Origin of the sequence: Nocardioides ferulae (assembly GCF_003660455.1) — a bacterium.
GTDB classification, from domain to species: Bacteria; Actinomycetota; Actinomycetes; order Propionibacteriales; family Nocardioidaceae; genus Nocardioides; species Nocardioides ferulae.
The window spans coordinates 89,491-104,907 of sequence record NZ_QZVR01000008.1 but is presented as its reverse complement, the minus strand read 5'-3'; the positions used below and the strand labels follow the sequence as shown (position 1 = coordinate 104,907).

Genomic DNA, 15,417 nt, shown 5'->3' with positions numbered 1-15,417 from the left:
TTACTCGTCCTCCCATTCGGGGCTGTCGATGCCGGGACCCGCGAGATAGACCCGACGCTCGGGGAGCGGTCGCCCGAAGCGGTCGGTGCTCCGCTTGGGCTGGACGTGGGGCACCTCGCGGGTGCGGTTCTCCCACATCCACTTCCAGTTCTTCAGGTACTGCGCGGTGGTGCGGTCCTGGTTGAGCATGCGCAAGATGACCTCGTCACCGCGCACCCCCGAGTCCTGGTAGTTGCTGGATCCGGTCACCACGACCTTGGCGGATCGGTCGCCGCCGTAGTTGCCGGTGATGATCAGCAGCTTCATGTGACTGTAGAGGTCGGTCTCCTCGTCACCGTCGGTGTCGAAACCGTTGGCACGGATCGGCATGTAGCCGCGGGGGGTCTTGATGCCGAACTCGTCGCGCACCAGCTTCCCGGCGTAGCCGTACTGCAGCTTGACGTCGCAGCCCGCGGCGTAGAGCTTGCGGAATCGTTCGGCGAGGTAGGTGCCTCGCCGGCCGTTCCAGGCGTGCATGTTGACCCGGATGAGCGTGCGTCCGTTGGTGCCGGTGCCGCCGCGAGCGCCCTTGCACTTCACGGGGTCGAGGACCGTGTCGATCGGGTCGTTGTCGGGACCCTCGTTGTGGAACGGCGTGACCTGCAGCATGAAGTTCTTGCCGATCTCACGGCGCATGTACGTCGGCTTGTCGACCTTGTCGGGCCGCATCCGGCGGAACAGGTCGTCGAACGTCGCGTAGAGGGCGGGGGCGTCGTTCTTGGTCCACAGGTCGTTGTACTGGTTCTTCGACCCGTTGAGCTTCATGTTGACCGAACCGACCATGACCACATCGCGCGCTGCGCCGGTGTGGGAGAACAGGAAGAACTTCGAGTGGTTGTTCTCGCCCGTCGACCGGCAGCCGTTCTGGCACTGGTAGATGTAGCTGCGCTTGGACCGGTTCTTGCCGATCACGCGGCGCAGCTTCTTCTGTGCCCGCGGCTCCTCGTGGTCGTTCATGAGGACCTTCACGTCGACGCCGCGCCGGTGAGCTGCGATCAAGGCGTCGGCGACCGGGAACCGGTCGAAGGAGAACAGCGAGATCTTGATCTGCGAGCCCTTGCGGGCATGCCGGATGGCGCTGACGACCTGCTTCTCGAGTCGGTACTGCTTGTCGCCCCCGACCCGGGGCACGTTGAACTTGCCGCCCTGGGTGGGCCGCCACGTGGGCTTGCGGGCGGCGCTCTCCACCGACACCTGGGCGGCGACGGTCGTGGTGCCGGCGGCGTGGACGGCCGTCGGTGCTCCGGTGGCACCGCCGGTGCCGGCGAAGACCACCGCGCCCACTCCGAGTGCGACGAGCAGTCGCCCGGTTGCGCGCTTGATCACGTCAGCTCGTTCCCTTCCGGCTGTCCCTGGTCTTGCGCCGCGGCGCGATGAGCCGTGGCACGTTAACACGGGCACGAGGCAGGCCCCGCCCTCGTTTCGACCCCTCCGTCGCGTCGTCACCGTCGAGGGTGAGTGATCTCACGTCGGAGGTCATCCGGGCGATGGTGTGGGCCGCGGCGTCGACCAGCTCGGCGTCGGTCACCTCGCTCGGGTGGCGGCGCGGGCCGAGGTCGCGCTGTTCGAGCAGCGACACGTCGCCGACCACGTCGTAGCCGCCTTCGCGCAGCATCCGCAGCGCCCGCTCCGCCCGCTCGGTCAGCTCGGCCAGCTTCTCCTCGCCGGGTCGGAACTTCTCGCGCGACGTCGGGAGCACACCGCCCTCACCGAGGTAGCCGCGGATCCAGCGGCCGCGGTCGAAGGCCGACCGGAAGCCCTCGAGATGGGCGTTGACCCGGCGCAGCAGCTCGATCTCGACCAGGCCCAGGGACGGGTTGGCGGCCGCCTCGGGCGCCTCGAGGCCGTCGGCGGGTACGCCGAGCACCCCCAGCAGGCGCTGCCACAGCTCCTGCGGGTCGGAGCGGCCCGGCGCCATCGGCAGCACGTGCACCCGCTCGGGGGGCACCGCGCTGCCCCAGCGGTCGAGCACGATGCCGAGATCGAAGCTGGGCCAGCCCCATTCGCCGGTCTCCGCGGCGGCACCCTTGGCCTTCGGCGGGTAGCGGTCGACCGCCCCGCGGGCACCGTTCTTGACCCACTCCTGCCACCGCGAGAGGAACAGGTCGACCATGGCGCGCGCGGTGACCACGACGTGCACCTCCACGTCGCCGAGCTCGGCGACCGCCCGGCGCGCCTGCTCGGCGGAGGCGGCCCCGAAGAACTCGTGACTGACCAGCGCGTCCCCCCGCCAGCCCTCGATCTCGGCGACCAGCGCCCGCCAGGGGTGCTCGATCGCCCCTGGCCGGTTCGCGAGCCCGGGGTCCTCGCGCACCTCCAGCGAGGCCAGCAGGTGCCAGCGACGGCGCCCCGGCAACAGCAGGCCGCGCTCGGCCAGCCGGTCGCGGTTCGCCCACAGGGCGTCCTGCAGGTAGGTGGTGCCGGTCTTCGGCAGCCCGACGTGCAGGAAGACCCGGCGCGTCATCGCCGCGGCGGCGGGTCGCTGATCGTGCGGCGGTACCGCTCGAGCAGCTCCTCGACCCGGTCCGGGTCACGGTCGGCCAACGGCACCAGCAGCTCCATCATCACGTCGGTGAGCTCGGCGAGGCGCAGGTTGAGCTGGCGGCACTCCTGCACCTCGTCCTCGAGCTCGCGGACGCGATCGGCCAGGCCGGCCAGGCCGCGGTAGCGGCCCGCGGCTCCCTTCACGCGCTGGGGCAGGGCGGTCTTCACGGGTTCCACTCGATCACCAATCTGCTGGTCTGAGGGTGGGTCTGCGCACGCCGGGAGCCGGCGTCGGTGGTCGGGGCGGCACCGGCGCCCACCTCGACGCGCTCGACGACGCGGCCGCCGAGCCGAGCCACCTGCGCTTCGAAGCGCTCGAGGTCGATCGGGTGGACGCCGAGCTCGCCGGCCGCTGCGCCCGGCCCGTCCGCCGGTCCGTCCGCCGGTCCGGACGTGACCTGCAGGTACAGCCGGCCCGAGCCCCGGGTGACCATGCGAGCCAGGCGGATCAGGTTCTCGCGGCCGTGCTCGTTGGTGGCGTCGGCGACGTGTCGGGCCAGGACGACGCGGGGGCCGGGTCGTCTCGACAGCAGAGCGCCGGCGACGAGCACCGACCGGAGCTCGGTGAGGTTGGTCCAGAGGAAGTGGGCCGGCAGCCCCTTGGCCCCGGCACGGCGCTCGGCGGTGCGGAAGGCCCGTGCCACGAAGTCCAGGCCCCAGGCCTCCACGCCCTGCTGGGCGAGCCAGAGCACGTCTCGGCCGGTGCCGCAGCCGAGGTCCACCGCCGTGCCGAGCTCGGGCTCGCGGGCGCGCACCCAGCGCACGAACGGGGTGGGGTTCTTCCTCGGAGCGGCCCCACCCCGGTGGTAGTGGCGGTCCCAGACCTCCTCCCGGCCCACGCGGGTGCCCCGGAACCAACCGTTGAGCCGCCGCTGGGCCGTGCGGGGAGTCGAGAACTTGAAGGCGGGGTCGGGGACGCGCCAGTGCGGGCCGTACATGGCCTCGAGCAGGTGCTCGGGCTGGGCCGGCGCCGGCAGCCGACGTCCGGCCAGGGTGGTCTCGCCTCGGGGCCACAGCCACTCGTCACGGAACCGATGGCCCACCTCGCCCATCAGGTAGAGCACCCCGTCGCGCCGGAAGCCGCCGAAGACGTCGAGCCCGCGCCGCGCGCCGTCGGCCTCCTCGATGACGATCTTGAACGCCAGACCGCTGTAGCGGGTGATCCGGTACCCCCGCTCGACCAGGGCCCGCTGGACGCGGAAGGACTCTCGCGCCACGTCGACCGGGTGGTCGAACCTGCTGACGTAGCCGAGGTCGGCGTCGGAGTCGTAGCCGATGAGCTGGCCGTCTCGGACCGCGCCCAGGAGGGTGCCGTAGGCCAGGAAGGGCTCCAGTCCGCAGGCCTCGAGCTCGGCCACCACCGCCTCGATGGCGTCGAGCAGCGGGTCGAGCTGCCGCCGGTCCCGGCTGTCGAAGAGCCGCATCAGCCGCTGGCTCTTGTCGAGACCGAGCGGGTTGCCGTTGCCGTCCTCGACGCGGATCCGGTCGTCGCCGCCCTCGCCGAGGACGACCTCGACGTCGTGCACCTGACGCTCCGAGAGGTGGTCGACCAGGGCGACCCGCGTCGCTCCCCGCAGGTAGGGCACCAGCGCGGTCGGCCAGGCGAAGAGCCGGTCGGCTCCGTCGGCGACGGTGTCGCGCAGGAGCCAGAACGACCCGATCCGGCGGCCGTCGAAGAGGAAGTCGACGACTCGGTCGTGGGCGGCCCGCAGGTGGATGCCTCGGTCGTCGACCCGGACGCGCTCGACCACGGCTTCCGGCGCCTCGGGCGGGCCGTCACCTGTGATCATCAGCGCAGTCGCCTCTCATGTGCCGGGCGGGTCGCGGCGGGCTCGCCGCGCAAAACACCGATGCTACCGGTCACCCTCGGCGAGCCCCCGCAGCATGCGGGCGGCGTCGCTCACGATCTCGTCCAGCCGCTGCGGGGCCGAGAGCGTCGTATCCGCGACACGCGCGGTCCGGGCAGCGTGCTGCCAGACCGCCCGGGCGGCCCGCAGGACCTCCTCGGCCGGCGGTGCCACGACCTCGGCCGATAGCGCCTCGGCCGGCGCATCGACGGGCAGATCGCCGAGGTCGCCGACCAGGCCCACGCCCCGCTGTCCCAGCACCTCACGCACTTCCCGGTTGCGGGCCCGCGCATAGTCGGCGGCCGCCTGGTCGAGCACCGGACGCGACTCGTCGTTGCGCAACTGGGCGAGGGTCTCGCGCGCGACCGGACGGATCACCTTGCGGTAGCGGCCGGGGGCGACGTCCTGCAGATGGACGTTGACCCGGCGCAGGGCATCGCACGAGGCATAGCCGAGCGAGGAGTTGTCGTGGACCGCATCCAGCCCGATGCCGGGGACGGTCACCTCGATCGCCCGACAGAACCGCTCCCAGAGCTCCTCGCGCGGGGCGCCGGGCGGCGGCACCGTGACCACGTCGAAGCGCGCCACCTCGGGCCGCCCGACCCACCTGTCGACGATCTCGACGATGTCCTGGGCGCGGTGGTAGGTGCGGTAGGCACGGCCGACTGGCTTGCGGGGCCGCGGCTCGCGGACCTCCCGCAGGTAGTCGGCGAACGAGGAGGTCCCGAAGTTGCGCGTGTAGCTCTGCCACTGCGCGGGCAGGACGCGCAGTTGGTCCCGCACGGTGAGCACCACCTGGACCTCGCGACCGCGCAGCGGCTCGAGGAACCCGGCGACCTGACGGGGGCTGGCGAAGCTGAGGAACTCCATCGACACCACGGCGGTGCGGTCGTCCGGCGCGCCGGAGATCAGCCTGCGCCACCGCTGCAGGGCGTCCTCGGTGCCGGTGCGGCGCAGGCCGTCGAGCACCGCACGGGTCTGCTTGCCGAACCCGCCGAGGAACTCCACACCGGCCGCCGCCAACTGCTCGGGGTGCTGACCCAGGACGTCCTGCACGAAACTCGTGCCGGTCTTCATCGCGCCGAGATGCAAGACCACCCGACCGCTCATGACTCCCCTGTCGCTGCCGATGCCTGTCGGCGATCGCCGACCCCTGGACCCTCCGGCGGCTCGACCACGGACCAACCAGGTGCGGCACCGGACCTGGACACCTTAGACGGGGTCCCGCACCACCCGGGCAGCGGGCATCGCACAGCGCATGACAAGCAACACAGGTCACTGTAACATCACCAGCACCATCAGCCCGCGAGCCCGACCGGCGTGTCGGGGTGCGTCAGGTCGGAGAGCCGGAGCTCTGCGCCATCCGGGACGCTGATCGAAGGGAAGCGCGACATGGCCCACATCCGACCTCGCCGAGGCTCGCTCGGTCACCGAGCCCTGGCAACCGCCCTCGCGGTCGGCGTTCTCGGAGCCGCTGCGCTCACCGCCCCGTCTGCCGCTTCGCCCGCCGCCGCCCCGGCTCGCCTCAGCGACCAGCCGGACCCCGCGACCGTCTTCCAGATCAGCTCCTTCAACGTCCTTGGGGCCGGGCACACCGACGGCAAGGGCGGCCGCGGCGGCTGGGAGAGCGGCTACAAGCGGATGGGCTACGCCAACGAGCTGCTCCAGCGCGAGAGCATCGACGTCGTCGGCTTCCAGGAGCTCCAGCCGATCCAGCTCGAGCGCTTCAACGAAGACCTCGGCAGCCAGTTCGAGGTCTACCCGGGCGCGCGCATGAGCAACGGGGTCATGCACAACTCGATCGCGTGGCGCACCTCGATGTGGACGATGGTCGAGCAGCGCACCATCCCGGTCCCCTACTTCAAGGGCAACGAGATCGCCAAGCCCTACGTGCTGCTTCGCCACAACGAGACCGGACAGCGGGCCTGGTTCTACAACACCCACCACCCCGCAGACGCCCGCGGACCTGCACAGAAGTGGCGCGACGAGGCCACCCGCATCGAGACGTCCCTGTTCAACCGGCTGGCCCGCGACTACCCGGGCGTCCCCGTGTTTGCAACCGGCGACATGAACGACCGCGAGGAGGTGTTCTGCCCCTACCTGCGCGAGAGCAACCTCGTCGCGGCGAACGGCGGCGGCTACGTCGACGGGGTCTGCACCCCGCCGTCGTGGATGCGGGTCGACTGGATCTTCGGCAGTGCCATGGCGACGTTCACCGGCTACGCCGACCTGCGCGACGAGCTGGTCGCCAAGACCACCGACCACGCGATGATCGTCGCCACCGCCACCATCCCGCCCACCTGGGCCCAGGAGCTGCCGGTGCGCCGGGTGCTCGCCCTCGAGGTCGACGGACTGCGGCCGTGGGCCCTGCAGAAGCTCGGCGCGGCCGGCGCCCCCAGCCTGACCCGGATGCGGCAGGAGGGCAGCTCGACCAACAACGCACGCACGAGCGTGGAGCAGACGACCGCCGTGCCGAACACACTCAGCCTGCTGACCGGCCGGCCCGTCGACGCGGCGAGCGGTGGACACGGCGTGGACGAGGAGGCGCTGGCGGGACCCCTGGGTGAGACGGGCACGGTGCACGAGGCCGCCGGCCGGTACACCTCCACCATCTTCGACCTCGTCCACAACAAGGGCGGCGCCACCGCACTGTTCACCAGCGACGAGCGACTCTCCCTCCTGGACCGCTCCTACGGCGAGGAGCACGGGGGACGCGACCCCTTCGGCGTCGACGACGGCGCCGACAAGATCGACCGCTTCGTGCTGACCGACACCGACGCCGAGCTGGTGGCGAAGCTGACCCGGACCCTCCCCCGGACCCCGCGGAGGTTCACGTTGGTGCACCTCGCCGACGTCGCCCGCGCCGGCCAGGAGTCGGGCTTCGGCAGCAGAAGCTACCTCGACGCGGTGGCCGAGCTCGACGCTCTCGTCGGGCAGATCCTCGAGACGGTCGAGAGCGCACCCAAGCTGCGTGGCAAGACCCTGGTCGTGCTGACTGCGACCGGCGGTGGATTCGGAACCGACCAGAGCGACCCGACCGTTCGGCAGAACTACAAGGTGCCGGTCATCGCCTGGGGAGCCGGCGTGCCGGCCGGGGGCGGCCTCTACCGGCTGAACCCCGCCTACCAGAACCCGCGCAAGCAGCAGCCGCCCTACGACGCCGCGCCTCCAGTGCGGGTGGGAAGCCTCGCGAACACGATCCTGGCGGCCCTGCGGCTGCCGGCGATCCCCGGCAGCCGGCTGAACACCCGGCAGGACCTCAACCTGTTCCTGGATCGCTGAGCCCGGCGGCCGTGACGGCAGCGGATCAGGAGATCGGCTGCACCAACGCCTCGGCGTACATGAACGGGTGGTCGCTGGTGCGACCCGCGAGGCCCTCCTCGGTGGCCACGTAACCCGAGAACGACACCGGGGCCGACCCCATGATCCAGTCGACCTTGACCGGTCGGGCCGGGACACAGGGGCTGACCGAGCCGCCGCTCGCGGAACGCATGGACGTGTTCGCCGTCATCGGGCAGAAGAACTCTTCGCGGTCGTTGAAGTCGCCGGTGAAGATCACCGGCGTGCCGTCGGCGGAGAGCTGGTTGGCCAGGGCGATCTGACGACCGACGGCGGCGTCTCGCCAGCGCTGAGCGGGCCCGTGAGCGTCGGCCGGGTTGTGGAAGTTGGCGAACCAGACCGTCTGCCCGGTCTCGCGATGACGCAGCAGGACGTAGGGCATCGGCCGCTCGCGCCCACCGAAGTAGGGGATCTGGATCGTGTTCGGGTCGACCAGCTCCCAGACGTCCTCACGCCACACGATCGCGTTCGCGAGGGCCTGGTGCCCCATCGCCGGGCCGGGGAACACCGACCATCCGGGAGCCTGCCGCGCGAACGCCGCGTGCTGCGAGGGCTGGAACTCCTGGAAGCCGGCCACCGAGATGCCCGCGCCGGTGAGCAGCTGGACGGCCCAGCCCATGCGCGTGACGCCGTCGGTGAACTTGGCGTGCCGGCCGCCCTTGGTGGTGTGCGAGGCCCCCAGCACGTTGTAGGAGCTGACCCGGAACGACGTCGGCAGGATGGGCTCGAGGTCGACGCCGGGCACCACGGGCTGCGGCGGCGGCTTGCGCCGTGCGCTGCGTTCGGCGGCGCGGGCCAGGTCGGCGCGGCTCGGGCCTGCCTTCTCGATCGGGGGTGCCGGGCTCAACACCGACAGCTCGGGCCCACCCTTCGCGGCTCGGGAGGGGTCTGCGCCGCTCTCGGTGTCGGCCGGCGGCGGCACCTCCCAGCTGGGGCCTTCGGCCCGGGTCGCCGCGGAGAGGCCGAGCTGACCGGGGCTCAGGAAGGTCACCACGAGCACCACGGCGACCAGAGCGGTCACCAGGGCGCCGAGGCCGACGACAGTCAGCGGCTTGGCCAGGGCGTCGTCGTCCCGCCTCGCGTGCTTGGTCACCCGCGTTTCTCCCTCTCTGTCGCCCGCCGAGATCGGGGCAGCCCGATGATCCTACCGTCGGCCAGAACCCCGCCTTCCTTTGTCACGGAGCCGACGCAGAGCGCTTCGCGACCGTCCGGATGCGTTCGGTGTGTCCAACGCCACTCCCCCCGCGCGGGTTACGAACTCCGAGGCAAGCAGGGCAGGGTCTCCGCTCAGCTCCTCCCCCGGCAGCAGGACGTCGGGGTGCGGCTCGTCGGCCGACGGGATGGACGGCACCAGATCCTCGGGGTCTCCGTGGACGACGTAGCCGGCCGCGCCGACCTCGTCCAGCCACGCTCGGGTCACCGGCACCCAGTCGGCGGCCAGGTCCGCCGGAGTGCGGGGACGGCGACCGGGAAGGGCGGCCAGCACGCCTTCGGCGTACTCCCGCTTGACGAGCCGGTGGTGGTCTCGCGCGTCCAGGCGGCCGGCCAGTGCCGCGTTGACCTGCCTCAGCTGCGCGATCGCGGCCACGCCCAGCGATGCGTTGGTGCCGCGGAGCGCCGCCGGATCGGAGGCGTCGACCAGGGCCGGATCGACGCCGACCGCCTCGGCGAATCGGCGCCACAGCTCCTCCGGCGGAGCACCGCGAGGCGGACAGGCCACCAGATGAGCACACCCGGGCGGCAGCGAAGCCGCCCACCTGCGCAGCGCGTCGGCGAAGTCCTGGGCGTGCCAGAAGTGGGGCCGGACGCCGCCGGCGTCGGGGCCGGCGTCTCGGCCGGTGTCGGCGCGGAACTGCTCCCGCTCGAAGTCGGCGAAGCTGCGGGTGTCACCGAGCTTCACCTCCTCCTGCCAGTGCGCGGTCGCCTGCCGAGCCAGGTCCCGGGCGGTCACGACGACGTGCACCTCGATGCCGGCCAAGGGACGCAGGGCCCACTCGATCTGCGCCGGCGTCGCGCCACCCAGCACCTCGTGGCTGATCACGGAGAGGCCTGGGAAGTCCCGGACGCGCGCACACAGCGCCTCCCAGGTGCCGGCCACCTCGGCGGCGCTCAGCCCGAACTTCTCGTGGCTGCCACGCACCTCCACCGCGCCGTGGAACATCGCCCCCGGGCGCACGAACGGATAGAGGACCCCACCCTCCCGCAGCCGGTCGCGCGAGTCGGCGAGCAGTGCCTGGAGCCAGGTGGTGCCGGTCTTGGGCAGGCCCACGTGGAGCACGACCCGCTGCGTCGGCGGCGGACCGGAGGGAGGGACGGTGGTCACCGAGACATGGTGCCACCCGTCGGCCCCGTCCTCGGGGCCGTGGCCGCGCCGGAACGGTAGCCTGGTCGGCCGTGAGCACCGCCCCGTCCCGCGTCTTCGCCGCCCGGCTGGTCGGGCTCCCGATCTTCGACCCGCAGGGCGACCAGGTCGGCAAGGTGCGCGACCTCGTGGTGGCGCTGCGCACCGAGGTCAGCCAGCCTCGCGTGCTCGGCATCGTCGCCGAGGTCTTCGGCCGGCGGCGCATCTTCGTCCCGATGACCCGGGTGACCAACATCGACAGCGGCCACGTCTACAGCACCGGCCTGATCAACATGCGCCGCTTCCAGCAGCGCTCCACAGAGACCCTGGTGATCGGCCAGCTGCTCGACCGGGGAGTGCGCATTCGCAGCACCGGCGTCGCCGGCACCGTCTTCGACGTCGGCATGGAGCAGCTGCGCAACCGCGACTGGGTGTTGAGCCGAGTCGCCGTGCAGGAGCCCGCCAAGGGGTTCCGCCGCCGCGGACAGACCCACGTGGTCGAGTGGGACGACGTGGAGGGCCTGACCCGCCGCGAGGAGTCGCAGCCGGCGACCCAGCTGATCCACGCGCTCAACGAGATGCGGCCGGCCGACGCCGCCAGCATGATCCACGACCTGCCGCCCGAGCGGCGTACCGCCGTGATCGCCGCGCTCGACGACGAGCGGCTCGCCGACGTCCTCGAGGAGCTGCCCGAGGAGGACCAGGTCGAGATCCTCGAGCACCTCGACTCCGAGCGCGCCGCCGACGTCCTCGAGGAGATGTCCGCCGACGACGCCGCCGACCTGATCGCCGACCTGCCGCCCGAGACCGCCGCCCGACTGCTGGAGCTGATGCAGCCCGAGGAGGCCGAGGACGTGCGGCGGCTGATGTCCTACGTCGAGAACACCGCCGGGGCGATGATGACGCCCGAGCCGGTCATCCTCGGCCCCGACGCCACCGTCGCCGATGCGCTGGCGCAGGTCCGCAACCCCGACCTCACCCCGTCGCTCGCCGCGCTCGTCTACGTGTGCCGGCAGCCCCTCGAGCCACCCACCGGCAAGCTGCTGGGCGTCGCCCACATCCAGCGGCTGCTCCGCGAGCCCCCCTCGAGCCTGGTCGCGGGGGCGCTCGACGACTCGATGGCCAGCCTGCGCCCCGAGGCCACCATCGACCAGGTGGCCGCACACCTGGCCACCTACAACCTGGTCGCCGCACCCGTGGTCGACGAGAACGGTCACCTCCTCGGCGCGGTCACCGTCGACGACCTGCTCGACCACATGCTGCCGGAGAACTGGCGCGACCAGGCCATCCGCTCGACCGACCCGCACCCAGGGGTGCGCCGTGGCTGAGACCCCACGCGGCGCGCGTTCGCGGCTCGACACCCCGCGGGAGGTGCGCCGCCGCCCCCTGGTGCGGCGGCCCAGCTACGACTCCGACCGGTTCGGCGTCTTCGCCGAGCAGTTCGCCCGCTTCATGGGCACCGCCAGGTTCCTCATCTACATGACGCTGTTCGTGGTCGTGTGGCTCAGCTGGAACACGCTGGCTCCCGAGCAGTGGCGGTGGGACCCCTACGCGTTCATCTTCTTGACGCTGATGCTCAGCCTCCAGGCCTCCTACGCCGCGCCGCTCATCCTGCTCGCCCAGAACCGGCAGGAGCAGCGCGACAAGGTGATCGCCGAGCAGGACCGCCAGGCCAACGCGCGCGCCCACGCCGACATGGAGTTCCTGGCCCGTGAGGTCGCCTCGCTGCGGATGGCCGTCGGCGAGGTGGCGACCCGCGACTTCCTGCGCTCGGAGCTGCGGGCCCTCCTCGCCGAGCTCGAAGAACGGTCCGCCGCCGAGGAGGGCGGCGAGCAGCGTCTCGACACCCCCGCCGACCGTGGGGATCAGCGACCCCTGAACTAGGCTGGGGCATCATGAGCACCCCCTCCCTCGAGCAGGTCAACGCCGCCCTGGCGACCGTGAACGACCCGGAGATCAAGCGCCCGATCACCGACCTCGGCATGGTCGACGCGGTCACGATCGATCCCGACGGCACGGTGCACCTCACGGTGCTGCTCACCGTGGCCGGCTGCCCGATGCGCGACACGATCACCCGCGACGTCACCGCCGCCGTCCAGCGGGTCCCCGGCGTCACGGGCGTCGACCTGCAGCTGGGCGTGATGAGCGCCGACCAGCGCTCCGGACTCCAGGAGCTGCTGCGCGGCGGCCAGGCCCAGCGCGAGATCCCGTTCGCCCAGCCGGGCTCGCTGACCAAGGTCTTCGCGATCGCCAGCGGCAAGGGCGGGGTCGGCAAGTCCTCGGTGACGGTCAACCTGGCGCTCGCGATGGCCGCCCAGGGGCTCAAGGTCGGCATCGTGGACGCCGACATCTACGGCCACTCGGTCCCGGCGATGCTCGGCGTCGCCGACGTCCGGCCCACCCAGGTCGAGGACCTGATCATGCCGGTGCCCACGCCGTCGGGGGTCTCGGTCATCTCGATCGGCATGCTCAAGCCCCGCCGCGACCAGGTCGTGGCCTGGCGCGGTCCGATGCTCGACCGGGCGCTGGTGCAGATGCTCTCCGACGTCTACTGGGGCGACCTCGACGTGCTGCTGCTCGACCTGCCGCCGGGCACCGGCGACGTCGCGATCTCGCTGGGCCAGCACCTCCCGGGCGCCGAGGTGGTCGTGGTGACCACGCCACAGGAGGCGGCGGCCGAGGTCGCCGAGCGGGCCGGCACGATGGCCTCGATGATGCACCAGCGCGTGGTCGGCGTCGTCGAGAACATGAGCTACCTGCCCTGCCCGCACTGCACCCCCGAGGGGCGTGAGCACCGGCTCGAGGTCTTCGGCAGCGGCGGGGGCGACCGGGTCGCCGAGACGCTGTCCGCTCGCTTCGGCTACGACGTGCCGGTGCTCGGCAAGGTGCCGCTCGACCTGGCGCTGCGCGAGGGCGGCGACGCCGGGCGCCCGATCGTCGAGGCCGACCCGGCCGCGGCGTCGGCCGCCGTGCTGACCGAGATCGCCACCCGACTCGCCGGGCGTGGCCGCGGACTGGCCGGGATGCAGCTCGGGCTCACGCCTACCAGTAAGTTCTGACCCGTGTTCGGGGTCGGGCTGCCGGAGTTCGCGGTCATCGCTTTCGTCGCGGTCCTGGTCTTCGGCCCCGACCGGCTGCCCGAGCTGGCCCGGCAGGCCGGGCAGTTCGTGCGCAAGGCCCGCGGGTTCGCCAATGCCGCCCGCGACGAGCTGCGCGCCGAGCTCGGCCCCGAGTACGCCGACCTCGAGCTGCGCGACCTCGACCCGCGCACGATCGTGCGCAAGCACATCATCGAGGCGATGGAGGACGAGGACGACGAGCCGCGGCGCCCCGCCCGGCACGGCCTGCGCCCGCTCGCCGACGGCGAGCTCCCGCCGTACGACCTCGACGCGACGTAGCGGCGCGCCCGCGCTTCATCCCCGGTTCTGCACCGCGCAGAGACCCTCCCAGGCCACCAGCACGGTGCGGTCCGCACCGGTGGCCAGCTCCACGAAGTCGCGGCCCACCCGGGTCAGGACGCCGTCGTGCCGCGTCCCGTCACGCAGGTGCAGCACGCACCGGACCCGCTCGTCGGCGAGCCGGCGCAGCGCCGAGCCCAACCCGAGCTTGGCCACGACGGGCCAGGCGACTTCGGGCACGGCCCGCGGCGAGGCTCCTTCGACGGCACGCACCGCGGCCAGCGACAGCACCCAGTCCTGCCCGGGCCCACGCAGCAGGCACCACCCGTCCGCGACCCGGTGCAGCCGGCCCGCGACCCGGCCGACGGCGTCCACGTCGATCACCAGGTCCCGCTCCAGCGAGGCCATCAGCCGCGCGGCCAGCGACACCTGCTGGTACTCGGCCCGGGCGCGGTCGGCCAGGTCGATCTCGCGCTCGGCGTCGTAGAGCGCCTCGGCCTGCTGCTCGAGGTCGTCGAGCGCGGCGAAGAGCTCCTCTTCCCAGGCCATGCCCCGACCCTGCCACGGCGGGGGTTCGCTCGACCATGCCCGGCGTTGTGGAGAGACCGTTGACAACAGCGCCCAACGGGCGTTTCCTGAGACAAACAGACGCAAACGCAAGGATCTCGGGATGAATGACCGCGTCAGCACGCTTCGCTGCCTCACCGTGTGGGTCGCGGGCACCGTCGCCGCCGCCGGGCTCGCACTGCTGGCGGCGCCGGTCGCGCTCGCACCAGCCGGTCCGGGGTTCGACCGGTGGCTGGTCCGAGGGTGTGCGGTGGCGCTGCTGGCGTGCGTCGGGTGGCTGTGGCTGGGCTCCAGCCTGGTCCTCGCGGCGGCGGCGCGCGGCCGCACCGAGGGCCGCGCCGCCCGGCTGTTGCCGAGCGCGCTGCGCCGCTCGATGCTGGCGGCCTGCGGCGTCGCGGTGCTGACCGCGGGCCCGGTGGCGGCCGAGCCGGGCAGCGCCCCGCTCGTCCCGCGCGAGACCGCCGCCGAGATCCTCACCGGCCTCCCACTCCCCGCCCGGCCCCTGGGTGGCCTGTCGACCGCAGCCTGGGCGAACCAGGTCGCGGCCGTCGCGTCGCAGGCCGACGAGGCGATCCATGTGGTCCGACCGGGCGACAGCCTGTGGTCCATCGCCGCCTCGACGCTGCGCCCGGGCGCCACGGACGCCGAGATCGACTCCTACTGGCGCACGCTGCACGCCCACAACCGCGACGTGGTCGGTGCCGACCCCGCCCTGATCCATCCCGGCCAACGGCTCACCCTGCCGCCCGCCCCCTGAGAGGAGACCCGATGTCACACGTCCACGAGCAGGTCGTTCCGCTGCGGCTGCCGATCCCCGTCGCCGGCGTCCAGGGCACGCTCGCCCTCGACCTGCAGCCCCGGCTGGACCCACCGCCGCGCACCGGCGCCGAGGGAGGCAGCGGCGGCGACGTCGTCTCCATCGACGAGCGCTGGCGGCGCGACGCCGAGGGCTGGAGCCGTCGTTTCGCGCAGGCCGCGGTCGAGATCGTCGGCGGCGACCGGCCGATCACCCAGCTGCTGCGCTGGACCACCGAGGAGGTGTACGACGACCTCCAGCGCCGGGCGCAGCTGGTCGCCCGCGCCGGTGGTCACCGCCCCGGTCAGGGCCGGGTCCAACCCGGCCGACCGCGGGTGCGCAGCGTGCACACCTGCTTCGTGAGCCGCGAGGTGGTCGAGAGCAGCGTGCACGTGGGCTACGGCGTCCGCTCCCGTGCCCTCGCCGCCCGCTTCGAGCTGCGTCGCCAACCCCAGGGTCAGCGCTGGGTCTGCACCGCCCTGGAGTTCGCCTGAGCAGCCGACCCCGAGGGACGAGGGGTCGGCGTCGCTCAGGCAGGTCGAGCGA

At 72.5% G+C, this 15,417-nt stretch carries 15 protein-coding genes; 7 read left to right on the top strand and 8 right to left on the bottom strand.

The features are described from left to right. The 5 genes from D6B71_RS11890 to D6B71_RS11870 form a co-directional block, all read right to left on the bottom strand. On the bottom strand, positions 1-1,365 hold the full coding sequence (locus D6B71_RS11890) for a phospholipase D-like domain-containing protein (RefSeq protein ID WP_164519631.1): 1,365 nt from the start codon (positions 1,363-1,365) through the stop codon (positions 1-3). Position 1,366: 1 nt separating this feature from the next. Beyond that, positions 1,367-2,503 (bottom strand): hypothetical protein, encoded by a 1,137-nt coding sequence (locus tag D6B71_RS11885; protein WP_121255290.1) that lies wholly within the window; start codon positions 2,501-2,503, stop codon positions 1,367-1,369. After that, positions 2,500-2,751: a DUF6752 domain-containing protein gene (locus D6B71_RS11880; protein ID WP_240641349.1), complete on the bottom strand. Its 252-nt coding sequence runs from the start codon at positions 2,749-2,751 to the stop codon at positions 2,500-2,502. The genes D6B71_RS11885 and D6B71_RS11880 overlap by 4 nt, the downstream gene beginning before the upstream one ends. Then, on the bottom strand, positions 2,748-4,373 hold the full coding sequence (locus D6B71_RS11875) for a methyltransferase domain-containing protein (RefSeq protein WP_121255288.1): 1,626 nt from the start codon (positions 4,371-4,373) through the stop codon (positions 2,748-2,750). Before D6B71_RS11875 ends, D6B71_RS11880 begins: the two co-directional genes overlap by 4 nt. A 63-nt stretch (positions 4,374-4,436) precedes the next feature. Continuing rightward, positions 4,437-5,540, bottom strand: a complete 1,104-nt coding sequence (locus tag D6B71_RS11870) for a hypothetical protein (protein ID WP_121255286.1) — start codon at positions 5,538-5,540, stop codon at positions 4,437-4,439. Positions 5,541-5,822: 282 nt separating this feature from the next. Here D6B71_RS11870 and D6B71_RS11865 point away from each other — a divergent pair, with 282 nt between their 5' ends. Next, on the top strand, positions 5,823-7,712 hold the full coding sequence (locus D6B71_RS11865; protein WP_121255284.1) for an alkaline phosphatase family protein: 1,890 nt from the start codon (positions 5,823-5,825) through the stop codon (positions 7,710-7,712). Between the two features lie 25 nt (positions 7,713-7,737). On the opposite strand, the gene D6B71_RS11860 is transcribed toward D6B71_RS11865, so the two are convergent. Together D6B71_RS11860 and D6B71_RS11855 are read right to left on the bottom strand one after the other, a co-directional pair. Next, entirely contained in the window at positions 7,738-8,862 is a 1,125-nt protein-coding gene (locus tag D6B71_RS11860; protein ID WP_121255282.1) for an endonuclease/exonuclease/phosphatase family protein, read from the bottom strand. A gap of 51 nt (positions 8,863-8,913) precedes the next feature. Further along, positions 8,914-10,092, bottom strand: a complete 1,179-nt coding sequence (locus tag D6B71_RS11855) for a hypothetical protein (RefSeq protein ID WP_121255280.1) — start codon at positions 10,090-10,092, stop codon at positions 8,914-8,916. A gap of 71 nt (positions 10,093-10,163) precedes the next feature. Here D6B71_RS11855 and D6B71_RS11850 point away from each other — a divergent pair, with 71 nt between their 5' ends. Genes D6B71_RS11850 through D6B71_RS11835 form a run of 4 tightly spaced genes read left to right on the top strand, consistent with a single transcriptional unit; the run spans position 10,164 to position 13,508 of the window. Beyond that, on the top strand, positions 10,164-11,438 hold the full coding sequence (locus tag D6B71_RS11850) for a magnesium transporter MgtE N-terminal domain-containing protein (protein ID WP_121255278.1): 1,275 nt from the start codon (positions 10,164-10,166) through the stop codon (positions 11,436-11,438). Next, positions 11,431-11,994 (top strand): DUF1003 domain-containing protein, encoded by a 564-nt coding sequence (locus D6B71_RS11845; protein WP_121255275.1) that lies wholly within the window; start codon positions 11,431-11,433, stop codon positions 11,992-11,994. The genes D6B71_RS11850 and D6B71_RS11845 overlap by 8 nt, the downstream gene beginning before the upstream one ends. 11 nt (positions 11,995-12,005) lie before the next feature. Then, complete coding sequence (locus tag D6B71_RS11840; protein ID WP_121255273.1) at positions 12,006-13,169, top strand: Mrp/NBP35 family ATP-binding protein; 1,164 nt, start codon at positions 12,006-12,008, stop codon at positions 13,167-13,169. A gap of 3 nt (positions 13,170-13,172) precedes the next feature. Beyond that, positions 13,173-13,508 carry a sec-independent translocase gene (locus D6B71_RS11835; protein WP_121255271.1) on the top strand — a complete coding sequence of 112 codons (336 nt, stop codon included), beginning with the start codon at positions 13,173-13,175 and terminating at the stop codon, positions 13,506-13,508. 15 nt (positions 13,509-13,523) lie between these two features. On the opposite strand, the gene D6B71_RS11830 is transcribed toward D6B71_RS11835, so the two are convergent. Further along, positions 13,524-14,057 carry a hypothetical protein gene (locus D6B71_RS11830; protein WP_121255269.1) on the bottom strand — a complete coding sequence of 178 codons (534 nt, stop codon included), beginning with the start codon at positions 14,055-14,057 and terminating at the stop codon, positions 13,524-13,526. 121 nt (positions 14,058-14,178) lie between these two features. On the opposite strand from D6B71_RS11830, the gene D6B71_RS11825 reads away from it, so the two are divergent. Both D6B71_RS11825 and D6B71_RS11820 read left to right on the top strand, forming a co-directional pair. Then, positions 14,179-14,832 (top strand): LysM peptidoglycan-binding domain-containing protein, encoded by a 654-nt coding sequence (locus D6B71_RS11825; protein WP_121255267.1) that lies wholly within the window; start codon positions 14,179-14,181, stop codon positions 14,830-14,832. Between the two features lie 11 nt (positions 14,833-14,843). Beyond that, positions 14,844-15,365: an Rv3235 family protein gene (locus D6B71_RS11820; RefSeq protein WP_121255265.1), complete on the top strand. Its 522-nt coding sequence runs from the start codon at positions 14,844-14,846 to the stop codon at positions 15,363-15,365. Positions 15,366-15,417 lie beyond the last annotated feature (52 nt).

Excerpts from the sequence above, each read along its gene's own strand:
- D6B71_RS11830 (WP_121255269.1), bottom strand. The coding sequence starts at position 14,057 with ATGGCCTGGGAAGAGGAGCTCTTCGCCGCGCTCGACGACCTCGAGCAG.
- D6B71_RS11865 (WP_121255284.1), top strand. The coding sequence starts at position 5,823 with ATGGCCCACATCCGACCTCGCCGAGGCTCGCTCGGTCACCGAGCCCTG.
- D6B71_RS11885 (WP_121255290.1), bottom strand. The coding sequence starts at position 2,503 with ATGACGCGCCGGGTCTTCCTGCACGTCGGGCTGCCGAAGACCGGCACC.
- D6B71_RS11870 (WP_121255286.1), bottom strand. The coding sequence starts at position 5,540 with ATGAGCGGTCGGGTGGTCTTGCATCTCGGCGCGATGAAGACCGGCACG.
- D6B71_RS11825 (WP_121255267.1), top strand. The coding sequence starts at position 14,179 with ATGAATGACCGCGTCAGCACGCTTCGCTGCCTCACCGTGTGGGTCGCG.
- D6B71_RS11875 (WP_121255288.1), bottom strand. The coding sequence starts at position 4,373 with ATGATCACAGGTGACGGCCCGCCCGAGGCGCCGGAAGCCGTGGTCGAG.
- D6B71_RS11840 (WP_121255273.1), top strand. The coding sequence starts at position 12,006 with ATGAGCACCCCCTCCCTCGAGCAGGTCAACGCCGCCCTGGCGACCGTG.
- D6B71_RS11820 (WP_121255265.1), top strand. The coding sequence starts at position 14,844 with ATGTCACACGTCCACGAGCAGGTCGTTCCGCTGCGGCTGCCGATCCCC.